Raw genomic sequence first — 21,425 nt, forward strand, 5'->3', positions numbered from 1 at the left:
ATTGATCAATATAGGTTTCCCCGGGGCGGGGCTCGTGCGGGTTCGCCTCAAATTTGCAAAGGTATCTCCATGACTGGACATGTGACAGACGCCACCTTCTCTTCGGAAGTGCTTGGCTCGAGCCAACCCGTTCTCGTCGATTTCTGGGCCGAATGGTGTGGGCCGTGTCGCGCGATCGCGCCGATCCTCGAAGAAATCTCGACCGAGCTCGAAGGCAAGGTCAAGATTGTCAAGCTCAATGTCGATGAGAACCCCGGTACCGCCGCCCAGTACGGCGTACGCTCGATTCCCACGATGATTCTTTTCAAGGGGGGCGAGGCTGCCGACATGAAGATCGGCGCAGGCACGCCCAAGGCCGGTCTCGTCAAATGGCTCGAAAGCCACGCCGCATAAGACGGTTTGCTTCGCTTCTCCTTTCGTAAAGCGAAGCGCAAAAGCGCTTGTTCCGATCCTGTCGGGACAAGCGCTTTATTTTGGGGTGACACCTGCGGCTTATTCCGGCTGCGTCTTGTTGAGTTTGAGAACCGCGCCGGCGAGGTAGAGCGAGCCACAGATGACGATGCGCGCGCCCTCGATGTGAGCGGCGCGCGCGAGCGCATCGGGCACCGAGCGGGCAAGTGTCGTCCTCAATCCATGCTGCTTGGGGAATGGTGCCAGCTCGCGCGCCTTGAGCGCACCCGCCTCGCCCGGAATCGGCACGACAAAGACTTCCTTTGCCATATCCTTGAAGGGCGCGAAAAAGCGTGCCGCATCCTTGGTGGCCATCATGCCCGAAACGAGCACAAGCGGCGCGGGCCGTGCGGCATTCATCTCGGCGAGCGCGGCCGCCAATGTCTCGGCGCCCGCCGCATTGTGGCCGCCATCGAGCCAGAGCTCTTGCCCGTCCTCGAGATAATCACCGAGCGCGCCGCGCAACGGGGCCAGCCGCGCCGGCCAGACCGCGTTGCGCAAGCCCCTGGCAATCGCTTCCTCGGATACCGGCAGCCGGAAATGCCGGACGGCGGCGATGGCCAGCGCTGCGTTCTCGATCTGGTGGGGACCGACCAGCGCGGGCAGGGGAAGATCGAGCAACTGCTCGTCATCCTGATAGATGAGCCTTCCCCGCTGCGAAAACCCATCGAAATCAACGCCGGCGGCGAAAGGTTCTATTCCCAGGGACCTGGCTTCAGCGGCGATGGTTTCGAGCGCGTCGTCGGGCTGGCGCGCGATGACCGCCGGTGCGCCGCGCTTTAAAATGCCAGCCTTTGCCGACGCGATTTCGGAGAGCGTTTCGCCCAGGAATTGCGTGTGATCGATCGATACGGGCGTGATGACCGTGCCCAGAGGGTTGTCGATGACATTGGTGGCGTCGAACCTGCCACCGAGGCCCACCTCAAGCAGCAGGTAGTCGGCCTTTACCTCGCTGAACAGCAGGAACGCCGCGCAGGTGGTGATTTCGAAAAAGGTGATGGGCTTGCCCTTATTGGCCGCCTCGCAGATCTCGAGCGCGGCGTTAAGCCGGCGCGCAGAGACGAGGGTGCCGGCGAGCCTTATGCGCTCGCGAAAGGCCGAAAGGTGAGGCGAGGTATAAACGTGAACCTTGTTGCCCGCCGCCTCGAGCATTGCGCGCATATAGGCGATGGTCGAGCCCTTGCCGTTGGTGCCGGCCACATGGATGACCGGGGGCAGCCGATCCTGCGGGCGGCCCAGCGCCTTGAGAAGGCCGAGCGTGCGGTCGAGCTCGAGATCGATCAGCTTGGGGTGCAGCGTCAGCAGACGCTTGAGAATCGCATCGGTGCGGGACATGGGCGGCCAGGGGCAAACGGAAGGCCCGCCCGGTTCTGCGGGCGGGGCCTTTTTGAAAATCGGCCGGCTATTCGGCGTGACCGGCTACGGGCGTCGTTGCAAGGAGATCGTCGTCTCCCTCCGCCGAAATCGCCACGTCGCGCGCCGTGAGCGCCGGGGCGGCTTGAACGAAGCGGTTGGGAATTGCGTCGTTGGCGGGGGCCTTGGTCAAAATCCCCACGAGCGAGCCGATGGTCGCGCGCAGATCGTGGCGGTGGACCACCATATCGACCATGCCGTGCTCGTAGAGATACTCGGAACGCTGGAAGCCCTTGGGGAGCTTCTCGCGGATGGTCTGCTCGATGACGCGCGGGCCGGCGAAACAGATGAGCGCGCCGGGTTCGGCGATATGGACATCGCCGAGCATGGCGTAGGACGCTGTCACCCCGCCTGTCGTGGGATTGGTGAGCACCACGATATAGGGGAGCCCGGCTTCACGCAGGCGCTGCACTGCAACCGTGGTGCGCGGCATCTGCATCAGCGAGAGAATGCCTTCCTGCATGCGCGCGCCGCCGGAAGCCGTAAAAATGACGAAGGGCAGCCTGCGTTCGACGGCGGTCTCGAGCCCCGTAACGATTGCCGAACCCGCGGCCATGCCGAGCGAACCGAGCATGAAATCGCCATCCTGCACGCCGGCGACGACCTCGCGGCCATAGAGCCTGCCCACGGCGACGAGCATAGCATCGTCAAGTCCGGTCTTGCTGCGGGCTTCCTTGAGGCGATCGGTGTAGCGCTTGGTGTCGCGGAACCGAAGCGGATCCTGCGCGACCTGTGGCAGCGCAATCCTTTCGTACCGGCCTTCGTCGAAGAAATTATCGAGCCGGTCCGAAGCCTTGATCTTCATGTGGTAGCCCGAATTGGGCACCACCCACTGATTTGTCTCAAGGTCGCGGTGGAACACCATCTCGCCGCTCTCGGGACATTTGACCCAGAGATTGTCCTCGACGTCGCGCTTATTGAGAAAGGAACGAATTTTGGGTCGGACGACGTTGTCGATCCAGTTCATCTTGAGCTCTCGCCTTGATCCCTGTTTCTGTCCTGTATTTCCGGCGAACCGGCCCAGGAACCGCTCACTGCGATCCCCGACGGTAGGACATGATTGTGGCAATTTATATCAGCTTCTGGCGCGCTTTGCACCCTCGGCAAGCTTGCGCACGCAGCTGTGCACAGCCTCCGCGGTTCCGGGCTGCGGCTTGCCGTCAACCAGCGAGTCGGCGACCGCTGAAACAAGTGCAGAGCCGACGACCACGCCATCGGCGCCCCTGCCGATCAGCGCGGCATCCTCAGGCGTCTTGATCCCGAAGCCCACCGCGACGGGCAGATTGGTATGGCCCTTGATGCGGCTAACCGCTTCGCCGACGGCCGTGCGATTCTTGATCTCGGCGCCGGTGATGCCGGTCATCGAGACATAATAGACAAAGCCCGAAGTGTTCTTGAGCACCGTGGCGAGGCGCTTGTTGTCGGTCGTGGGGGTGGTCAGACGGATGAAGTTGAGCCCGGCCGCCAGGGCCGGAAGGCAAAGCTCCTCATCCTCTTCGGCGGGCAGATCGACGACGATCAGTCCGTCGACACCTGCCGCGACGGCATCGGCGAGGAATTTCTCGACGCCATAGATATAGATGGGATTGTAGTAGCCCATCAGGACGATCGGGGTTTCGTCGTCATTGCGACGGAACCGCGCTACCGTATCGATGGTTTTTCTCAGGCTCATGCCCGCTGCGAGGGCGCGCTGTCCGGCCAGTTGGATGGCGACACCGTCAGCCATCGGGTCGGAAAAGGGCATGCCGAGTTCGATGATGTCGGCGCCTGCCGAAGGGAGCCCGGCAAGAATGGCATCGGCGGTCGCCTCGTCGGGATCGCCCGCCATCACGAACGATACAAACGCCGGGCGGTTTTCAGCTTTTGTCTTTGCGAACCGCCTGTCGATACGCGTACCGGTCATAGGCTCACTGCCCTCCTCAAGTGGTCGGGCGGGATAAAGAGGAAGAACGCTTGAAGAGTCAACTGCCTGGCCGGGATTTTGAGCAACGCTCTCCCGGCGCTGCAAAAGCGGCGCCCACTTTCGCCCGAAGCCTTCCAAAACCGCAGGCACCCGCAAGCGGGCGCCTCGTTGTCGTGAATTGGTCAAGGTTGGATGCCTAGCGGCGCGTGAATGCCTTGTCGAAGGCATAGCGTGGCAGGTCGGCACGCGACAGGCCACGCGCCTCGAGCGCCTGATCGGAAAGGCCGGCGAGGTCGTTATAGAGCGCGGACGCAGCGCGGGCGCGGCCAATATCCCCGAAAAAGCCGGCAAGGCTATCGATAACGCGATTGGACATGTCTGCCTCCAGGGGCCTTAAGTTCGTCTCAAGGAGGTAAATGGGCCCAAATGCCGGAGCTGACCAGCCCGCCATTGGTCATGCCAGCCATCCCGAATGCGCATGGCTGGCGTAATCCCCCTCAACTCAGAGGGCCATGCCCAGATGCTTGCCCACTGATTCGACGTCCTTGTCGCCGCGCCCCGAAAGGCAAAGCACGATCACCTTGTCCGATTTCATCTGCGGAGCGATCTTCATGACATGGGCGAGCCCGTGCGCGCTTTCGAGTGCGGGAATGATCCCCTCGAACTTTGTGCAGGCCATGAAGGCATCGAGCGCCTCCTTGTCGGTAACCGGAACGTAGGTCACGCGGCCTGTATCGCGCAGCCATGCGTGTTCGGGTCCGACGCCGGGATAATCGAGACCGGCCGAAATCGAATGGCCCTCAAGGATCTGTCCATCTTCGTTCTGGAGGAGATAGGTGCGATTGCCGTGGAGCACGCCGGGGCGCCCGCCGGTCATCGAGGCGGCGTGACCGTTCTCGACGTCCAGGCCGTGGCCTCCGGCTTCAGCGCCGATAATCTGCACGTTCGGTTCGTCGAGGAAATCGTGAAAGGTGCCGATGGCGTTCGAGCCGCCGCCGATGCAGGCGACCAGCGCGTCGGGAAGACGACCCTCGAGTTCCATGATCTGTTCGCGGATTTCCTCCCCGATCACCTTCTGGAAGTCGCGCACCATTTCGGGATAGGGGTGCGGGCCGGCGGCGGTGCCGATGAGATAATAGGTGCTCTCCACATTGGTTACCCAGTCGCGCAGCGCCTCGTTCATGGCGTCCTTGAGGGTTCCCGCGCCTGCGGTAACGGGCCTCACCTCGGCACCGAGCATTTTCATGCGCAGGACGTTGGGCATCTGGCGGGCGACGTCGGTGGCCCCCATGAATACCGTGCAGGGCAGTCCGAAACGCGCGCAGACGGTGGCCGTGGCAACGCCGTGCTGGCCAGCGCCGGTTTCCGCAATGATCCGCGTCTTGCCCATGCGCCGGGCCAGAAGAATCTGGCCAAGGCAGTTGTTGAGCTTATGGGAACCGGTGTGATTGAGATCCTCGCGCTTGAAATAGATGCGCGCGCCGCCCAGTTCCGCCGAGAGGCGCTCTGCATAATAGAGCGGGGAAGGCCTTCCGGCGAAATGGGTACGCAGATCGTTCATCTCGGACAGGAACGCAGGATCCTTCTGCGCCGAACGATAAGCCTTTTCGAGATCGAGGATCAGCGGCATCAAGGTTTCGGCGACGAACCGGCCGCCGAAAATGCCGAATTTGCCTCTTTCGTCCGGTCCCTGGCGCAGGGAATTGGCGGCTCGTTTGTTCATTTCCTTAACTCCGTTGCGGCAGCGCGCGCGTTGGCGATGAAGGCGGAAATCAATCCTGCATCCTTCACCCCCTTTTCCCGCTCGACGCCGGACGCAGCATCGAGCCCGAAAGGCATCACCTCGCGCACGGCTCGTGCCACGTTGTCCTTATCGAGGCCACCCGAAAGCATGAAGGCGACGTCCGGGTCAAGCCCGGCGAGCAGCGACCAGTCGAAGGTTGCGCCCAGCCCACCCGGGCGGGTGGCGTCCGCAGGCGGCTTGGCGTCGAGAATGAGCCCATCGGCGAGTTGGGCGTAGGCGGAAACGGCAGCTAGGTCCTCGGGCCCGCCCACCGGCAGGGCCTTGATGACCTTTTTCCCCGTGGCCGCCTTGATGGCAGAAACGCGTGCGGGCGTTTCGTGCCCGTGAAGCTGGAGCCAGCCGGCACCCGTTGCGGCGGCGGCGCGAACATCGTCGTCATCGGGATCGACAAGCAGGACAACGGATTCGATACGCCCCGAAGCCCTCGCGACAAGCGCTTCAATCGTTGCCCAATCTATATAGCGGGGGCTTTTGCCGAAGGTATTGAACCCCACCATGTCCGCGCCCTGGGCGACGACGCAATCGAGGATTTCGGGGGTTTTAACCCCGCATATCTTGATAACGGGCATGTAAGGCATATCAGACCAGTTCGTCGGCTGCGGCAAGGGCGGGATCGGGTTCGCGGGCCGGGGCGCGGCGGGCGGCGTCGAGTTCGGCCTTGAGGCGTTCATTTTCCCTCGCCAGCCGTTTTTCGGACCGTCTATGGGCTCCTTGGGTCCACCACACCGCTATACCGCCCAGGGCAATGCCGAAGAACAACACCGCATAAACGATCAGGAACAGCGGCACCCCATAGCCGGGTGCATCGCCGGCAACCGCGACGAGCGGATTGAAATTGACGGCAACGGTGTGCCGGTTGGCCAGCGCAAAGACGAGAATGATTGCGCAAAGCGGCACGAGCACGAGCCAGCCGATGATGCGTTTGCGCATGGGTCGAGTCCTCAGGAGCACCTTTGACAAAGGTGATTATCACCTTTGCGGCCGGGAAGCTCCATTCAAAATGGCGTGGCCTATTTGCCGTTCAGGCGCTCGCGGATTTCCTTGCCCGCCTTGAACTGGGGCACGTATTTTTCGCCCACATCGACCTGCTCGCCCGTGCGCGGGTTACGCCCGACGCGCGCGGGGCGGTTCTTGACCGAAAAAGCGCCAAACCCGCGCAATTCCACCCGGTCCCCGCGCGCCAACGCATCCCCTACTTCATCGAGGATCGCGTTGACGATGTTTTCGACGTCGCGATGAAACAGATGCGGGTTTTCCGCAGCAAGCTTTTCAACGAGTTCCGACTTGATCATCGTTTGATGCGCCCCCCGGCGCGTTTCTCTAAACGGCTTTTTTGCCTTGCTTTTTTACCGTGTGGAAGGGTGCCAAAGCGAGACCAGCCCGTCAAGCGCTATGGCGCTATGGGCGCCCAGACCAAGTGCCTGGGACGCACTTTCCGTGAGCCACTGGCGCAGCCAGCCGGCATTCGAAGCCGGGGGCCAGGCGGTGAAGACGTCGAGATCGGGGTCGATACCGTGCGTTTCGGCAAGCCATTGCCGCGCTTCGGCCTCTCCGCCAAGGGCATCGATCAGCCCCGTCCCCAGCGCCATCTGGCCGGTCATGATGCGGCCATCGGCAAGGGCGAGCGTCTGGGGCCGGGACAGCCCGCGCCGCTCGGCTACGATGTCGACGAACCAGGTGAAGCTGTCTTCAACGAGCGCAGCCAGACTGCGGCGAACCTCTGGGCTGATGGGCGCATCGAATTCGGGCTCTGCCTTGAGCTCTCCCGAGGCGACCTTGTCGAGATCGATACCGATGGTCTCGAGCAGGCGGCCCGCATCGACATGGCGGTAAAGCACGCCGATCGACCCCACGATGGAAAGCCGGCGCGCAAAGATCCGGTCGGTGCCGATGGCGGTCATGTAGGCCGCCGAGGCACCGAGTTCGTCGATGACCGCCACGGTCGGCTTGGCCTGCGAAAGCGTCCGCAGCGCCTCGTAAAGCTCCTCACCGCCCGCCGTGGTGCCGCCGGGACTGTTGATGGCCACGATGACGGCGCTGACGCTAGCGTCATCGGCCAGGTCCTTGAGGCGCTCGACCCGGTCACGGTCGGTGGTGATGGTGCCGTTGATCTCAACCCGGGCGATCGCTTCGCCCTGTGGTGAGATCTCGGGGCCGAATCGGGCGACCCCCACCATCACGGCTAAGGCCAAGGCAAGAAAGGCAAATATCCGCCAGCGCCCGCGCGAGCGCCTGATGGCCCGCGTTGCGGGAATAGCGTGAACGGGATCGTCACCGAGCTGGGTCATCTGGCCGCTGAATACCTTCAAAAGTTTCCGCTAGGGCTAAAGGCTTGCCTGGACGAATGCAAGTCAGGTGCGCTGCCGCACCATGAGGCGCGCCTGCGGATCGTAGGTTTCGAGCTTTTGGGCAAGATCCGGGCGGTTCGCCACGGCAAAGTCGAAGCGCGACCAGAAGGGGGCCGAGCCGTTGACCGCAACAAGGCTCATCGTGGGATAAGGACGCGCCACATCGATGAGGATATCGACAATCCTGCGCGCGGCGCCGGTGCCACGTACCTTGGGCAAAAGCGCGAGATCGTGAATATAGAAGCTGTCTGGATCCTCAGGGAGCGCGCCTAATGCCGTGTTGAGGGCGGGCGGGGCCTGCAGCGTCCAGGGATGGCTCAGGACGTAACCGAGTGGCCTCTGGTCGCCCTCGCAAACCCAACACCCTTCAGGGGCCAGCGACCGTCGCTCGCTAAAGATCGCGTCCTCTTCGAAAAAATCCGGATGCACCCGACCGGCGATCGCAGAAACGAAGGGCAGATCGCGGCGGGTCATGGGACGCCAGTTGTACAACAATACGACCTCCGGAAGACAAAAAAGGTCCGCGCCGGGGCGCGGACCTCATCATATTGCAAGTGCGCGCAAGATTTACTTCTTGTCGCCCTGGCCCTTGAGAGCCGCACCGAGAATGTCGCCGAGCGAGGCGCCGGAGTCGGACGAGCCGTACTGGGCGACCGCTTCCTTTTCCTCGGCAATTTCGAGCGCCTTGATGGAAAGGGCGATCTTGCGATTCTTCTTGTCGAACTGGGTGATGCGGGCATCGACCTTTTCGCCAACGGCGAAACGCTCGGGGCGCTGGTCTTCACGATCGCGCGAGAGATCGGCACGACGGATGAAGGCCGTGAGATCGGTATCGGCGATCCGAACCTCGATGCCGCCGTCGTTCACCGCAGTGACCTCCGAAGTTACGATCGCACCCTTGCGCAGGCCGTCTGAACCGGAAGACGCATCGGCGAACGAATCGGTGCCGAGCTGCTTGATGCCCAGCGAAATGCGTTCCTTTTCGATATCGACGTCGAGAACCTTGGCCTTGACGATGTCGCCACGGTTGTAGTCCTCGAGCGCTTCTTCGCCCGGGCGGTTCCAATCGAGATCCGAAAGATGGACCATGCCGTCGACGTCGCCGTCGAGACCGATGAAGAGACCAAATTCGGTCTTGTTCTTGACCTCGCCCTCGATTTCAGCGCCGACCGGGAACTTGTCGGCAAAGCTTTCCCACGGATTGGCGAGGGTCTGCTTGAGGCCAAGCGAAATGCGGCGCTTGTCGGGATCAACCTCGAGCACCATGACCTCGACTTCCTGGGAGGTCGAGACGATCTTGCCCGGATGGACGTTCTTTTTGGTCCAGCTCATTTCCGAAACGTGGATCAGACCTTCGATGCCCGGCTCGAGCTCGACGAACGCACCGTAGTCGGTGATGTTGGTCACGCGGCCGCTGAACTTGGCGCCGATCGGATACTTGGCGGCAATGCCTTCCCAGGGGTCGGCCTGGAGCTGCTTCATGCCCAGCGAAATGCGGTGGCTTTCCTGATTGACGCGGATGATCTGAACCTTGATCGTCTCGCCGATGGAGAGCACCTCGTTGGGGTGGTTGACGCGGCGCCATGCGATATCGGTAACGTGCAGGAGCCCGTCGATACCGCCGAGGTCAACGAACGCACCGTAATCGGTGATGTTCTTGACGACGCCCTCGACCACCTGGCCTTCTTCGAGCTGCTGGACGATCTCCGAACGCTGCTCGGCGCGGCTTTCCTCGAGGATGGCGCGGCGTGAAACAACGATGTTGCCGCGGCGCTTGTCCATCTTCAAGATCTGGAAGGGCTGGGCAACGTTCATCAGCGGGCCGATGTCGCGGATCGGCCGGATATCGACCTGGCTGCGCGGCAGGAAGGCCACGGCACCGTCGAGATCGACGGTGAAGCCGCCCTTGACCTGGTTGAAGATCTGGCCCTCGACCTTCTCGCCCTTTTCGTAGAGGGCTTCGAGGCGGACCCAGCTTTCCTCGCGGCGGGCCTTCTCACGGGAGAGGACGGCCTCGCCCATGGCGTTCTCGACGCGGTCGACATAGACCTCGACTTCCGAACCCACGGCAATGGTGCCGTCGCGGCCGGCGGCGCCGAATTCCTTCAAAGGCACGCGGCCTTCGGTTTTGAGGCCCACGTCGATGATCGCGAGATCCTTTTCGATCGCGACGACGGTGCCCTTGACGACAGACCCTTCAACGGGGTCGATATCGTGGAAGCTCTCAAGCAGGAGCTTTTCAAAATCTTCTGCGCTAGCAGTTTGGGTAGCCATTAAATCTCCGATCCGGGACAGACCCCGGAACATTTTAGGTTGGTGTTGACACGCAATGCCCCCAAATGACGGTATCCGCACCGGCCTCCCGAAAGGAAACCCGCGCAGACTGACGATCCGGCACTATCAGGGCATACTGTAAGGCGAACTGGAGAGACGTTTCGTTCTCCCGAAGAAATCGGACCGGCCCAAAGCCGCAAGTTTGGATTTGCCTCTAGCGCGAGGCTTTCTTGCGAGCCATGGCCGCCTCGACTTCCGCGATGGCTGCCTTGATGGCGGCCTCTATATCCAAATTGGACGTATCGAGCAAGACCGCATCGTGCGCCGGCCGGAACCCGCCATGGGGGGCAGCCGCATCGCGCGCATCGCGTTCGCAGATGTCCCTTAGAAGTTTTGCCCTGTCGACCGTCTCCCCGCGCGCTTCGAATTGGCGCGCACGCCGCTCGGCGCGGATTTCGGGATCGGCAACGATAAAGAGCTTGGCCTCCGCCTCGGGCGCAATCGCCGTGCCGATGTCGCGTCCATCGAGCACCGCGCCCCCGTCCTGCAGCGCGAAGCTGCGCTGGGCGGCGAACAGCGCCTTCCTCACGCCCGGGAATACGGCGATCCTTGAGGCCAGAATCCCCGTTTCGGCGCCGACCAGCCTGTCGGCGTCGAGAGTCGTCAGGTCGAGCGCCTGCGCGGCGGCCGTAGCCAGCGTCTCGATATCGGCATCATCGATCCGCGCGGCGACCGCGCGGCCGATGGCCCGATAGAGAAGGCCCGTATCGAGATGCGGAAGGCCGAAATGGGCCGCGAGGGCCGCGCCGATGGTGCCCTTGCCCGAAGCGGCCGGTCCATCGACAGCGATGATCACGCCGCGTCCTCATTGGCGGAAAGGCCGGCCCCGAGCCGGGAAAAGTCCTTGATGAAAGAGGGAAAGCTCGTGGCGATCATGCGGTCGTCATCAACCGTCACCGGCCTGTCGGAGGCCATGCCCATCACCAGAAAGCTCATGGCGATCCGGTGATCGAGGTGCGTCTTGACCGTGCCGCCGCCCGGCACGTGCCCCTTGCCCTCGACGACAAGATAATCCTCGCCCTCCTCGCAGGAAACGCCATTGGCTTCGAGCCCGCGCGCAACCGCAGCCAGCCGGTCGGATTCCTTGACACGCAGTTCTTCGATCCCCGGCATTTCGGTTCGCCCCTCGGCAAAGGATGCGGCAACCGCCAGCACGGGGTATTCATCGATCATCGATGGCGCGCGTTCGGGCGGCACGCGGACGCCTTTCAGCGAAGAATGCCTGACGCGCAGATCGGCGATGTCCTCTCCGCCCGAGACACGTCGGTTTTCAATTGCGATATCGCCGCCCATTTCGATGAGCGTCTCAAGAAGTCCGGTGCGGGTCGGGTTCATCAGGACGTTTTCGATGGTGACGTCCGAGCCGGGAACGATCAGCGCCGCGACCAGCGGGAAGCCGGCCGACGACGGATCGCCGGGAACGGTCAATTCCTGTCCCTTGAGATCTGGCAGGCCCTTGACGGTAATGGTCCGGACGCCTTCGGCATCGGTTGCGACCGAAATATCTGCGCCGAAGCCCTCGAGCATTTTTTCAGTATGGTCGCGGGTCATTACCGGCTCGATGACCACGGTCTCGCCGGGAATGACGAGGCCGGCCAGCAGGATGCAGCTCTTGACCTGGGCCGAAGCCATCGGCACGCGGTATCGGATCGGCAGGGGCGTTTTGGGTCCCTTGAGGGCGATGGGGAGCTTGTTGTCGTGATGCTCGACGACCTCCACCCCGATAGCGCGCAGCGGATCGAGCACCCGACCCATGGGCCGGGCGGTGAGCGAAGCGTCGCCCACGAAGCGGGAAATAAAGGGCGAGGTGCCCACGAGCCCCATCGTCAGGCGCACGCCGGTTCCGGCATTGCCGAAATCGAGATCGGTCTGTGGGGCCAGAAAGCCACCGACCCCCAAACCGTCGATCTCCCAGACGTCGCCGTTCTTTTCGATCCTCGCGCCGAGTTCGCGCATGGCACGCCCGGTCGCAAGGATATCCTCGCCTTCGAGGAGGCCCGAAACCGTCGTGCGCCCGCGCGCCATCGCCCCGAACATCATCGAACGGTGCGAGATCGATTTGTCGCCCGGCACCTTGATCGTGCCGTTGAGAGCTCCGCGATTGGATGCGGCGCGGGGACGGGGAGGAAGGGCGTGAGACACGGTGAAATCCAGGACTGAGCCTTGCGGCGTTGAAGCATAAATCGCGTCCGGCATTACCATGATCGGCGCAGAGTGCCAACGGCGCCGCTTAGGCAGACGCATTTTGCGTTTGACAGGGCTGAAAATTTCAATGTAACCGGACGATCAAGATGCGGCGCGAAGGCTCAAAGACCAGCCCTAACAACCTCCGCAACAGCCAACCCTTTGATAAGACTGTGGGGAATTGCCTTGGCCAGTGATGAACGCGGTACCAAGCGGACCTGCCCGGTAACGGGGCGCAAGTTCTACGACCTCAACAAAGACCCCGTTGTCTCGCCCTATACGGGCAAGTCCTATCCCTTGTCCTTTTTTGAATCGGCCAACGAGAAGGTCGCCGTCAAGTTCGGCGCCAAGGCGGTCGTGGCGGATGAGGATGAAAGCGAAGAGGTCGAAGTCGACCTCGCCGCAGAGGCCGCCGGGGCGGAGGTCATCTCGCTCGATGACGCCGAAGATACCGATGAGGACGCCGGGGAGGACATCCCCGATGTGGAAGATGTCGATGTCGAGGACGATCTTGGCGGTGACGATGACGACACCTTCCTTGAGACCGACGACGAGGACGACGACATCGATTTCGACGTCGAAGTGGACGAAGACGAACGATAGAAAATTTGTTGCCGGGGGCGCAAGTTTGCTCTTGCGTCCCCTGGCACTCTCACATAGGTTCGCCGCCGATTGACGGGGCTAACCTGTCCGATGGGGCCATAGCTCAGCTGGGAGAGCGCCTGCATGGCATGCAGGAGGTCAGCGGTTCGATCCCGCTTGGCTCCACCATTTTCTCGATATCACGCGCCGCACCATTCGCCGCATGACGCGCTGAAGCCGCGCTATGCGGCTCTCTGGCGCTCCGATGGGGCGGCCAAAATGTTGGCCGGGGTCCTTCGCTACGCTCGTCCGTCCTCTATTTCACGTGCCGCACCGTTCGCCGAATGACGCGCGACACCACTCACCGCATGACGCGCCGGAACCGGTGTGCATCCGTCTTGCGATGCCGGTACGATCCCTGTTCAATGCCGCTCCGTTCCGAGGAGCCGATAATGCCGCCTGTCATCCCCGATCCCGACCGAATCCTGGCGTTTGCCAGTTTCGATGCCTTTTACGATTGGCTGGAGGAAAACCATGGCCGTTGGCCCGAGCTTTGGCTGCAAATCTACAAGAAGAAGTCCGGGCAGCCGACCATAAGCTATGAGGAGGCCGTCAGGGCGGCGCTATGCTGGGGGTGGATCGACGGGATCAAGAAGACGCACGACCAATCCTCCTTCTTGCAGAGATTTACGCCGCGCAGGGCCAAATCGATCTGGTCGCAGGTCAATACCCGCCATGTCGCGGCACTCGTTGAAGCGGGACTCATGCGGCCCCCGGGGCTGAAGCAGATCGAGGCGGCCAAGGCGGACGGGCGCTGGGATGCCGCCTATGCATCGGGCAGCGCGCTAGAGATCCCCGAGGATTTTCTTGCCGCCCTCAAGGCCAACGCGGCGGCAACGGCCACCTACGAGACGCTCAATCGCGCCAATCTCTATTCGATCATGTTCCGGGTCACGCAGCCCAAACGCCCCGAAACGCGGGCGCGCAAGATCGCCGAAATCGTCTCGATGCTCGAACGCGGCGAGACGCTTCAGCCCAATGGCCGCGCAAAAAAGAGCTAGAATGCCAGCCGCCCCGGTGCTGCAGCCGCCAGCGCGAACGCCCGCCGGCGGGGGAATTGAAAGCTCGGCCTAGTAGAGCGTCCTTTTGTATTCCTCTTCGAGGTCGTCATCGATCTTGCGCATCGCATCGGCGTCCTCGGGCGCGCCGGCTGTCTGGTCGAGGATGATCTTTGAGAGGGAAGGCATCGCGCTGCGGTCCTGGAAGTGCTCGGGATTCCATAATCGCGAGCGGCGGAATGCCTTGGCGCAGTGCATGAAAACCTCGCTTATCCTCACAAGGATCGCGAGTTTCGGGACGCGGCCGTTAACACGCATGCTTTCGAGAATGCCGGGGTCGGTTACCAGGCTGGCCTGCCCGTTGACCCGCAAGGTGTCGTCAAATCCCGGAACAATGAACAAAAGGCCGACAGTTGGGTTGGCGAGGATGTTGGCCAGACTGTCGAGCCGGTTATTGCCGGGCCGATCGGGAATCGCCAGCGTATGGTCGTCAAGAATCTGGACGAAGCCCGGCGGATCGCCGCGTGGGCTGACATCGGCCCGTCCGTCGAGGTCCTGGGTGCCTATACAGAGAAAGGGGGAGCGGCGGATAAAGCCCCGGGTGTGTTCGTCGAGCGCGTCCTGGCATTTCTGCGCCGCCAAAGAAGTTTGTGCGGGAAAGAGGCCGCGCAGGGCTTGTTCATCCCTTATGACGAACTCCGGATCGACCTGGTATCTCCGCATCGTTCTCTCCCTCAAAGCTATTCTGTCATTTTGACGTACGTACCTCATTTGTAGTTAAAGACATCTTTCCGTCGCGATCAAGTTCGTTTTTGGGGAGGGCGTCGGGCTCGGAGAGTTCTAACCAGAAATCGATCCGGCGAGGATCGGTTCGATGTGGTCCTCGAACAACGACACAGGTCTTGCCGGATCGGGCGCAAAGGTGCGTTCGGCTTGCAGCGAAAGCGCGAGGAAACGGTCGACGCCCGCAAATGCTCCCTCATAGGGTTCGGCATAGTATCCCGAAGCGAGCCGGTTGCGCAGCAAGGTCTTGCTGGCGATCATGTTTTCGGCAACGTCGGGTCCGTTGGATTGGGAAAGCGGCATCTTGACGTAATCGTGAAGCGCCGTTCCGAAATGATAGCAGGCGGGGATCGAGCCGAACAATCGCAGGAGAAAATCGAGATCGGCCATCCAGACGAGCGGGGGATCGAAGCGCGGATCGGCGCGCTGCCGGTCGTAAACGAGCATGGAATCGCCAGAGAAATTGGTGAACTTGTAGTCCGAGGGTGAAAGCAGCCGGTCTTCGCCCTCGCCGACCCGGCGCAGGATCGTGCCGTCCGGTAACGCAATATTGAGCGCGCTCGAGGCGAGGCCATGGGCCATGACGGCCGGCATCATCCTTTCGAGCTTGTCGGGCGCGAACCGGTCGTCTGCGTCGAGCTGGGCGGAATAGCGGTAACGCGAAGCCTCGATGCCGATATTGCGCGCAGGCGAAGCACCCCCGCCGATGGCGCCGCTGGCGGTGAAAACGATCCGCGGGTCGGCGATCCCCGCCCGGCCCAACATGGCCTCGTAGTCGGTGTCGTCATCGGCAACAATCACCAGTTCGAAGGCCTCGTAGGATTGGGCTAGCACCGATTCCACCGCCCATACGATCGTGTCCGAAGCCCGATAGGCGGGCATGACGACGGAGACAGGTTCGGGTTTCCCGGCCATTGGCGCGACGGTTACTCCTCACTTGAACGGCAGGACGGCAACCCCATATCATAGCCAAGCCATTGGGGTGCTGATTTTTTCGGGCCCGTTGGCGAGTTGCTTGAGTTATCAAGGACAAGACCGACCGCCATGACCCGCGTTTCGCTGTTTTCCGCGCCATTTCTCCTCGGCTTCGATACGTTCGAAGAGCGCTTCGACAGGCTTGCCAAGGCCTCGGAGGGCTATCCTCCATACAATATCGAACGCACCGGGCTGGAAGAGGGCGGAGAGTCCTATTTCATCTCCATTGCCGTTGCCGGATTTGCCCGTAACGATCTGGAAGTGATTGCAGAGGATAATCAGCTTATCGTGCGGGGTCGGCAGACCGAGGATGGTGCGCGCCAGTACCTGCACCGCGGCATTGCCGCGCGACAGTTCCAGCGCACCTTTCTTCTGGCCGACGGCATGCGCGTCGAGGGTGCTGAACTTGCGAACGGCCTCCTCGTTATCACCGTATACCGGCCCGTGGCCAAACCGGTGACGCGCCGGATCGACATAAGGTCGGTCGAGTAGAGAGGTATGCGTTATGAACAAGGCCAATGAAAAGCGCGCGTTCACCGATGCCCCGCTGGGACAGGCGGCCGAGCCGCTCAGAATCCTGACCCCGGACGAATTTGCCGCTCTGGGCGCGGGCGATATCGTGTTCTGGCGCCAGATGCGGGCGCGCGATCTTGCGCGCTTTATCCCCCAGGCAGGGCTGGCGCCGTCCCATCAGGTGCTCGAGCTCCTGATGAGCGCGGACGGCGCTCCGGTGCTGATTGCCGACAGCCGGGAGGCCATCCTCGACTGGATCGAGGGTCACGAGGTGCATCTGGCGACGCTGCACTAGGGACGACCATAAACAAGGCTGAAACCGATAGGGGCAATGCCCCCGGTCAGGTCAGCCCTTGGTCCCCGTCATTCCCTTCGTCGGTCACGAGGGTGAAATTGAACTGCGCGGTGCCCAACCCCTTCCAGAGCGAAAGCCAGAGCGGCATCATCATTTCCTGCCCGCGTGCCGTCTCTATCCCGCCAAGGTCGATGACCTTCCGCCAGCCGAACTCGACAAGCAAAGCCCTTATCGCCTCCTTGGCCGCTTCATCATTGCCCGAAAGATAGACGTGGTGGTTGCCGGAAAGACGCCTCGGCTCGACCATTATGTCGGCGTTGACCGTGCACAGCGTCTTGACGACGCACGTCTCGGGGAAGGCGCGCTGGATGGTTTCCGCCAAGGAATCGGTGTTGCAGACCGAAAGAAACGGGGGAAACCCGCGCGAGAAATCGAGGGGGTTGCTCAGATCGGCCAGCACCTTGCCCCTGAGATTGTCCGCACCGGCCAACTGGAGGGCTGAAAGCGCGTTGGCGCCATTGGTGCAATTGAAGACGATTTCGGCGAAATCGGCGGCTTGACCGAAGCTGCCTGCCCTGGCGCCTGATGCCGCGGCAAAATCGAGCGCCTTGGGGTTGTTCGCCTCTCGCGAACCCATCATGACCTCGTGACCCAGGCCCGCGAGCCGCGCGGCGATGGCCTGGCCGACCATCCCTGTTCCCAATACACCGATGCGCATCTGATCCTCCCCAAACCGGTCACACATACCCGTCGGGGGCGATCGTGCGGCCTTGCTCAGGCCGCGTTGATGGCCTCGAGCGGGGTCACGAGAATATCGCGCAGCTTTGCCTCGTCTCTGGTGGCCCGCAGGCGATCGACGACGCCGTCGATGCGCAGGAGACGCGCAACGCGGCTCAGCGCTTTCAAATGGTCGGCGCCCGATCCCTCGGGCGCCAGCAGCATGACCACGAGATCGACCGGCTGATCGTCCACCGCGTCGAACTCGATGGGCTGCTCGAGGCGCGCAAAAACCGCAGTGACGCCGGGAAGGCCCTTGATCTTGCCATGGGGAATGGCGATGCCGTTCCCCAGCCCGGTCGACCCAAGCTGTTCGCGATGCACAAGCGTCTCGAATATTACCGTCGAATCGATACCAACGAGCTCGGAGGCCTTCTCGGCGAGAAGCTGAATGAGCTGGCGTTTGCTCGCGACCTTTGCGCAAGGAACGATAGCGTCCCGCGACACAATGTCAGCAAGTTCCATCTATAAAGCCTTCGGGTGTTGTGGTTGTTGGGGACTCATCGCTCTCGGGATCAGTCTTTCGCCAGAGTTCCGGCGGCGCCGACCATTTCCTCTTAGGGGATCAACTTGGTGAGAGCGCTGGATCTATCCATCCAATGTTTCCATCAGCGCGGCGGTAAACCACATTCATGCCGCCATGTCCAGCGTGGCGGAACACAATGACGTCAGATTGGGTCAGATCGAGCTCCATGACCGCCTCCCCGACGCTCATGGTCTTGAGGCTCTGGGTCGATTCCGCAATGATGGGCGGAGCGAAGTCGTCGGCGACCTCTTCTTCGTCGCCGGGGGCGGCGAGCACATAGGCGGCATAGCCGTCCTCGCTGCCGTTGACATGCCGCCTATGGTTCTTGAGCTTGCGCTTATAGCGACGCAGGCGCTTTTCGATGTGCTCTGCCATCGATTCATAAGCGGCAACCGCGTCATTGGCCGAGGCGCTCGCCTGCAGCACGACGCCGGTGTCGAGATGGACCATGCAATCGGCCCGGTAGCCGATGCCCTCGGGCTCGAGCGTCAGATGTCCGTCGTAGCCGCCGTCGAAATACTTCCCCACCACCGCGTCGAAATGGTCGACCGCCTTGCCGCGCAGCGATTCGCCGACATCCATGTTCTTTCCAGATACTCGCAGGCTCATGGGGGGATACCTCCTGGTCTCGTTACGATTGCCGAGCGGACCGGCCTTATCGCGAACGCCGGTACCCGCGCGCAGTGGCCAGGAAGAAAGCCCTGACCATACGGCGAGTCTAGTCCCGTCAAGCACCGCTTGCAATCGCCTCGCGGCGCAATGCCACATAAGGGTGGATAAAGCGCAGCCCCAGGTGGGGCGCCAATGCTTGTCTCGCGAGGGTCCGCTCACTATAAAGGGGTATTGGAGATTAGATGACCCCTATTACCGGATTTATGGCAAGAGCCGGAACTGCAGCGACCGAATCCTCGCGTGGCCCCTGCCTCATGGCGGTGCTGCGCATGGCCGGATTGCGCCCGACCCGCCAGCGCCTTGCTCTCGCGGAGCTATTGTTCGGCGGCGAGCATCGTCACATCAATGCCGAGCAGCTTCATTCCGAGGCCGAGGCAGCGGGCGTGCAGGTTTCGCTGGCGACGATCTACAATTCCCTGCACCAGTTCCGGCAAGCCGGGCTGTTGCGGGAAATCTCCATCGATGCGTCGCGGTCCTATTTCGATACCGATACGACCGACCATCACCATTTTTTCATCGAGGACGAGCAGCGGATCGTCGATATCCCCTCCAATTCGATCCGCATCACGGGGCTGCCCGAGACGCCCGAAGGGATGACGGTTACCCATGTGGACGTCATTGTCCGGGTCAAGAAGACCGCGCGGCGGTAGCGCTCAGAAAACTTCTCCGGGATAAACGCCCCAAAGCGCGGACTGCTCGACAAACCCGGCATAATCGACGCTCCGCCCTTCAGCCCCGGCGTGGCTGATCCGTACGTCGCAGACCACCCCCGTGCACCGGCGGATCGATACGATGAGGTTTGGCGTGAGCCAGGCGCGCACGCCCGAGCCGGGATCCGCACTCACCCGCAGGGCAACCTGCCCCTCGCTTGCCCAAGGGGTGATGATGCCGGCCCGCGCACCGGCAACCAGACTCTGATGCAACCAGCCTTCGGCGCCCTCGACATCCCTGATCTTGCGCCAGGTATCAAACTCCTGGACGATTTCCACCGGTATGCCGGCGCGCAGAAAAACCCAGGCGACATTGTACCGCGTGCCCGGCCCCACCCGCACATTGGTCTGGGCATTGCGCACCGAGGCGAAGCGCGGCAGGGGCAGGCCGCTAGAGGGGCCAACCCCCGTTTGGTCTTGCGCAAGCGCGGGCACGACGCCATGCAGCACGGGCGTCAGCGCGAGCAGCAGAACCATCAATATACGCAAAAGATCCAGGGAGACTCGACGCACAACAATCACCAGCAATTTCCTGCACGGTTCGCGCTGCCCCCAAGGGCTTTCCACGCTCACGCTTTTTCCTTATTGAGTAACCCAACCAAATTAATGGTCGCTGAAAGGCAGGCGAGTTATGGCCTTGAATGGGGTGATCGTGTGACGCGCGCGCGGCCCAGGGTATTTGTCACCCGCCGTTTGCCCGATATCGTGGAAGAGCGCATGGCGGCGCTTTTCGATACGCGGTTCAATATCGGTGACGACCCGCTCGAGCGCATGGCTTTGGTCTCCAATGCCCATGATTGCGACGTGCTGGTATCCTCGATCACCGACAGGATCGACGCGGATCTGATCGCCAGCCTTCCCGCTTCCCTACGGCTGATCGCCCAGTTCGGCAACGGCATCGACAACGTCAATGTCGAAGCTGCGCATGCTGCGGGGATCACCGTCACCAATACCCCATCCGTTCTCACCGAGGACACCGCCGATATGGCGATGGCGCTCATGCTTTCGGTGCCGCGGCGGCTGGTCGAGGGCGCGCAGGTGCTTCTGGAGGACGGAACCTGGTCGGGCTGGTCGCCCACCTGGATGCTGGGGCAGCGGCTCACCGGCAAGGCGCTGGGGATTGTGGGGTTGGGGCGGATCGGCACCGCGGTGGCGCGGCGCGCCAAAGCCTTCGGGCTTTCGATCCATTATTGCGGGCGCACGCGAAAACCCCCGCAGGTCGAGGAGCCGCTGGGTGCGACGTGGTGGCCCTCGATCGAAGAGATGCTCGGGGCGGTCGATATCGTTTCGCTGCACACACCCCATACGCGCGACACCTTCCACATCCTTTCCGCGGAGCGGCTGGGACGCATGAAGAAGGGGGCGGTCCTCGTCAATATTTCCCGTCCCGACCTGGTCGACGAGAACGCGCTCGCCGATCTGGTCGAGACCGGGCATCTTTCAGGGGCGGCGCTCGATGTCTTCGAGCACAAGCGGGGAGTCAACCCGCGCCTGCTCGATCTCGCCCGCGCGCATCGGATCGTCTTGACCCCGCATATGGGCTCGGCAACGCTCGAAAGCCGTATCGAGATGGGCGAGACGGTCATCGTCAATATCCGCACCTTTTTTGACGGCCACACCCCGCCCCACCGCGTGCTGCCCGAGGGGCAATCGCTGATTTAACCGCCGAGGAATTCGCGGATCACGGGGGCATAAACCTCGGGCTCGGGGCCGTGTCCCTGACCGGCAAGGGTCTTGCGGCGTGCATTGGGCAAGGCCTTGGCAGCCATGTCGGCGCCGGCCGCCATAAAGGAAAAGCTCGCATCGCCGTCAACAACCAGCACCGGCTGTGCGATCCGGGACCAGCGCACCCCCATGCCCTCGCCATATTGGGCTTCCGTCAGCACCGTGAAGTCGTGGACGATGGTCGTGCCCACGGCTGCAAAGGCCGGCCAGGCCGGCGACGCCTTGAACCCTTCGGCCGCATCTGGCTGTAGATATGTCGGTACTCGCGGGACATCTCCCATACGCTCCCAATTCTGGGACGAAGGAGGTGTTCATGAACAAGGACCAACGCGAGATCGCGCGTAAGCTTCGCATTCTTCAGCATGCTGATGAG

Annotated in this window: 27 protein-coding genes and 1 tRNA gene; 8 read left to right on the plus strand and 20 right to left on the minus strand. The window is 62.3% G+C overall.

The window, feature by feature from the left end; translation table 11 throughout:
- The first annotated feature begins 69 nt into the window (after positions 1-69).
- Entirely contained in the window at positions 70-393 is a 324-nt protein-coding gene (gene trxA, locus I2G20_RS12590) for a thioredoxin (protein WP_196260058.1), read from the plus strand.
- Between the two features lie 99 nt (positions 394-492).
- Here the strand turns inward: trxA and I2G20_RS12595 are convergent, their stop codons facing one another.
- From I2G20_RS12595 to aroA, 13 genes are all read right to left on the minus strand, one after another.
- Positions 493-1,785 carry a bifunctional folylpolyglutamate synthase/dihydrofolate synthase gene (locus I2G20_RS12595; RefSeq protein ID WP_196260059.1) on the minus strand — a complete coding sequence of 431 codons (1,293 nt, stop codon included), beginning with the start codon at positions 1,783-1,785 and terminating at the stop codon, positions 493-495.
- 67 nt (positions 1,786-1,852) lie between these two features.
- On the minus strand, positions 1,853-2,830 hold the full coding sequence (gene accD / locus I2G20_RS12600) for an acetyl-CoA carboxylase, carboxyltransferase subunit beta (RefSeq protein ID WP_196260060.1): 978 nt from the start codon (positions 2,828-2,830) through the stop codon (positions 1,853-1,855).
- 108 nt (positions 2,831-2,938) lie between these two features.
- Positions 2,939-3,766, minus strand: a complete 828-nt coding sequence (gene trpA, locus I2G20_RS12605) for a tryptophan synthase subunit alpha (RefSeq protein WP_196260061.1) — start codon at positions 3,764-3,766, stop codon at positions 2,939-2,941.
- A 196-nt stretch (positions 3,767-3,962) separates the two neighbouring features.
- Positions 3,963-4,142 (minus strand): hypothetical protein, encoded by a 180-nt coding sequence (locus I2G20_RS12610; RefSeq protein WP_196260062.1) that lies wholly within the window; start codon positions 4,140-4,142, stop codon positions 3,963-3,965.
- A 126-nt stretch (positions 4,143-4,268) separates the two neighbouring features.
- Complete coding sequence (gene trpB, locus I2G20_RS12615; protein WP_196260063.1) at positions 4,269-5,489, minus strand: tryptophan synthase subunit beta; 1,221 nt, start codon at positions 5,487-5,489, stop codon at positions 4,269-4,271.
- Complete coding sequence (locus tag I2G20_RS12620) at positions 5,486-6,148, minus strand: phosphoribosylanthranilate isomerase (RefSeq protein WP_246473052.1); 663 nt, start codon at positions 6,146-6,148, stop codon at positions 5,486-5,488. Before I2G20_RS12620 ends, trpB begins: the two co-directional genes overlap by 4 nt.
- 1 nt (position 6,149) lies before the next feature.
- Positions 6,150-6,500: a lipopolysaccharide assembly protein LapA domain-containing protein gene (locus I2G20_RS12625; protein ID WP_196260064.1), complete on the minus strand. Its 351-nt coding sequence runs from the start codon at positions 6,498-6,500 to the stop codon at positions 6,150-6,152.
- Positions 6,501-6,580: 80 nt separating this feature from the next.
- The gene (locus I2G20_RS12630) at positions 6,581-6,862 is read right to left on the minus strand and encodes an integration host factor subunit beta (protein WP_196260065.1); all 282 of its coding nucleotides are present in this window, start codon (positions 6,860-6,862) and stop codon (positions 6,581-6,583) included.
- Between the two features lie 54 nt (positions 6,863-6,916).
- Positions 6,917-7,858 carry a signal peptide peptidase SppA gene (gene sppA, locus I2G20_RS12635; protein ID WP_196260066.1) on the minus strand — a complete coding sequence of 314 codons (942 nt, stop codon included), beginning with the start codon at positions 7,856-7,858 and terminating at the stop codon, positions 6,917-6,919.
- A 63-nt stretch (positions 7,859-7,921) separates the two neighbouring features.
- Entirely contained in the window at positions 7,922-8,410 is a 489-nt protein-coding gene (locus tag I2G20_RS12640) for a GNAT family N-acetyltransferase (RefSeq protein ID WP_343070340.1), read from the minus strand.
- Between the two features lie 75 nt (positions 8,411-8,485).
- Positions 8,486-10,192, minus strand: a complete 1,707-nt coding sequence (gene rpsA / locus I2G20_RS12645) for a 30S ribosomal protein S1 (RefSeq protein WP_196260067.1) — start codon at positions 10,190-10,192, stop codon at positions 8,486-8,488.
- Between the two features lie 214 nt (positions 10,193-10,406).
- A complete protein-coding gene (gene cmk, locus I2G20_RS12650; protein WP_196260068.1) occupies positions 10,407-11,048 on the minus strand; it encodes a (d)CMP kinase in 642 nt (213 codons plus the stop codon).
- A complete protein-coding gene (gene aroA / locus I2G20_RS12655) occupies positions 11,045-12,394 on the minus strand; it encodes a 3-phosphoshikimate 1-carboxyvinyltransferase (RefSeq protein WP_343070341.1) in 1,350 nt (449 codons plus the stop codon). Before aroA ends, cmk begins: the two co-directional genes overlap by 4 nt.
- A gap of 228 nt (positions 12,395-12,622) precedes the next feature.
- Here aroA and I2G20_RS12660 point away from each other — a divergent pair, with 228 nt between their 5' ends.
- The 3 genes from I2G20_RS12660 (at position 12,623) to I2G20_RS12670 (ending at position 14,079) form a co-directional block, all read left to right on the plus strand.
- Entirely contained in the window at positions 12,623-13,039 is a 417-nt protein-coding gene (locus I2G20_RS12660; protein WP_196260070.1) for a TIGR02300 family protein, read from the plus strand.
- A gap of 92 nt (positions 13,040-13,131) precedes the next feature.
- Positions 13,132-13,207, plus strand: a tRNA-Ala gene (locus I2G20_RS12665).
- 263 nt (positions 13,208-13,470) lie between these two features.
- Entirely contained in the window at positions 13,471-14,079 is a 609-nt protein-coding gene (locus tag I2G20_RS12670; protein ID WP_196260071.1) for a YdeI/OmpD-associated family protein, read from the plus strand.
- Positions 14,080-14,148: 69 nt separating this feature from the next.
- Here I2G20_RS12670 and I2G20_RS12675 read toward each other — a convergent pair whose 3' ends face one another.
- Positions 14,149-14,799 (minus strand): pyridoxamine 5'-phosphate oxidase family protein, encoded by a 651-nt coding sequence (locus I2G20_RS12675; protein ID WP_196260072.1) that lies wholly within the window; start codon positions 14,797-14,799, stop codon positions 14,149-14,151.
- A 117-nt stretch (positions 14,800-14,916) separates the two neighbouring features.
- The gene (locus I2G20_RS12680) at positions 14,917-15,774 is read right to left on the minus strand and encodes a glycosyltransferase family 2 protein (protein WP_196260073.1); all 858 of its coding nucleotides are present in this window, start codon (positions 15,772-15,774) and stop codon (positions 14,917-14,919) included.
- A gap of 129 nt (positions 15,775-15,903) precedes the next feature.
- On the opposite strand from I2G20_RS12680, the gene I2G20_RS12685 reads away from it, so the two are divergent.
- Together I2G20_RS12685 and I2G20_RS12690 are read left to right on the plus strand one after the other, a co-directional pair.
- Positions 15,904-16,326 (plus strand): Hsp20 family protein, encoded by a 423-nt coding sequence (locus I2G20_RS12685; protein WP_196260074.1) that lies wholly within the window; start codon positions 15,904-15,906, stop codon positions 16,324-16,326.
- Between the two features lie 13 nt (positions 16,327-16,339).
- Entirely contained in the window at positions 16,340-16,642 is a 303-nt protein-coding gene (locus tag I2G20_RS12690; protein WP_196260075.1) for a DUF1150 family protein, read from the plus strand.
- A 46-nt stretch (positions 16,643-16,688) separates the two neighbouring features.
- Here the strand turns inward: I2G20_RS12690 and I2G20_RS12695 are convergent, their stop codons facing one another.
- The 3 genes from I2G20_RS12695 to hpf form a co-directional block, all read right to left on the minus strand.
- The gene (locus tag I2G20_RS12695; RefSeq protein WP_196260076.1) at positions 16,689-17,360 is read right to left on the minus strand and encodes an NADPH-dependent F420 reductase; all 672 of its coding nucleotides are present in this window, start codon (positions 17,358-17,360) and stop codon (positions 16,689-16,691) included.
- 56 nt (positions 17,361-17,416) lie between these two features.
- Entirely contained in the window at positions 17,417-17,884 is a 468-nt protein-coding gene (locus I2G20_RS12700; protein ID WP_196260077.1) for a PTS sugar transporter subunit IIA, read from the minus strand.
- Positions 17,885-17,984: 100 nt separating this feature from the next.
- Complete coding sequence (hpf, locus tag I2G20_RS12705; RefSeq protein WP_196260078.1) at positions 17,985-18,554, minus strand: ribosome hibernation-promoting factor, HPF/YfiA family; 570 nt, start codon at positions 18,552-18,554, stop codon at positions 17,985-17,987.
- A 317-nt stretch (positions 18,555-18,871) separates the two neighbouring features.
- Here hpf and irrA point away from each other — a divergent pair, with 317 nt between their 5' ends.
- Positions 18,872-19,267 carry an iron response transcriptional regulator IrrA gene (gene irrA / locus I2G20_RS12710; protein ID WP_196260112.1) on the plus strand — a complete coding sequence of 132 codons (396 nt, stop codon included), beginning with the start codon at positions 18,872-18,874 and terminating at the stop codon, positions 19,265-19,267.
- A gap of 3 nt (positions 19,268-19,270) precedes the next feature.
- On the opposite strand, the gene I2G20_RS12715 is transcribed toward irrA, so the two are convergent.
- Complete coding sequence (locus tag I2G20_RS12715; RefSeq protein ID WP_343070342.1) at positions 19,271-19,900, minus strand: SH3 domain-containing protein; 630 nt, start codon at positions 19,898-19,900, stop codon at positions 19,271-19,273.
- A gap of 81 nt (positions 19,901-19,981) precedes the next feature.
- Here I2G20_RS12715 and I2G20_RS12720 point away from each other — a divergent pair, with 81 nt between their 5' ends.
- The gene (locus tag I2G20_RS12720; protein ID WP_425502639.1) at positions 19,982-20,989 is read left to right on the plus strand and encodes a 2-hydroxyacid dehydrogenase; all 1,008 of its coding nucleotides are present in this window, start codon (positions 19,982-19,984) and stop codon (positions 20,987-20,989) included.
- On the opposite strand, the gene I2G20_RS12725 is transcribed toward I2G20_RS12720, so the two are convergent.
- A complete protein-coding gene (locus I2G20_RS12725; RefSeq protein WP_196260080.1) occupies positions 20,986-21,333 on the minus strand; it encodes an alpha/beta fold hydrolase in 348 nt (115 codons plus the stop codon). The genes I2G20_RS12720 and I2G20_RS12725 overlap by 4 nt on opposite strands.
- Between the last annotated feature and the right edge of the window lie 92 nt (positions 21,334-21,425).

The organism is Pelagibacterium limicola, assembly GCF_015694405.1.
GTDB classification, from domain to species: domain Bacteria; phylum Pseudomonadota; class Alphaproteobacteria; order Rhizobiales; family Devosiaceae; genus Pelagibacterium; species Pelagibacterium limicola.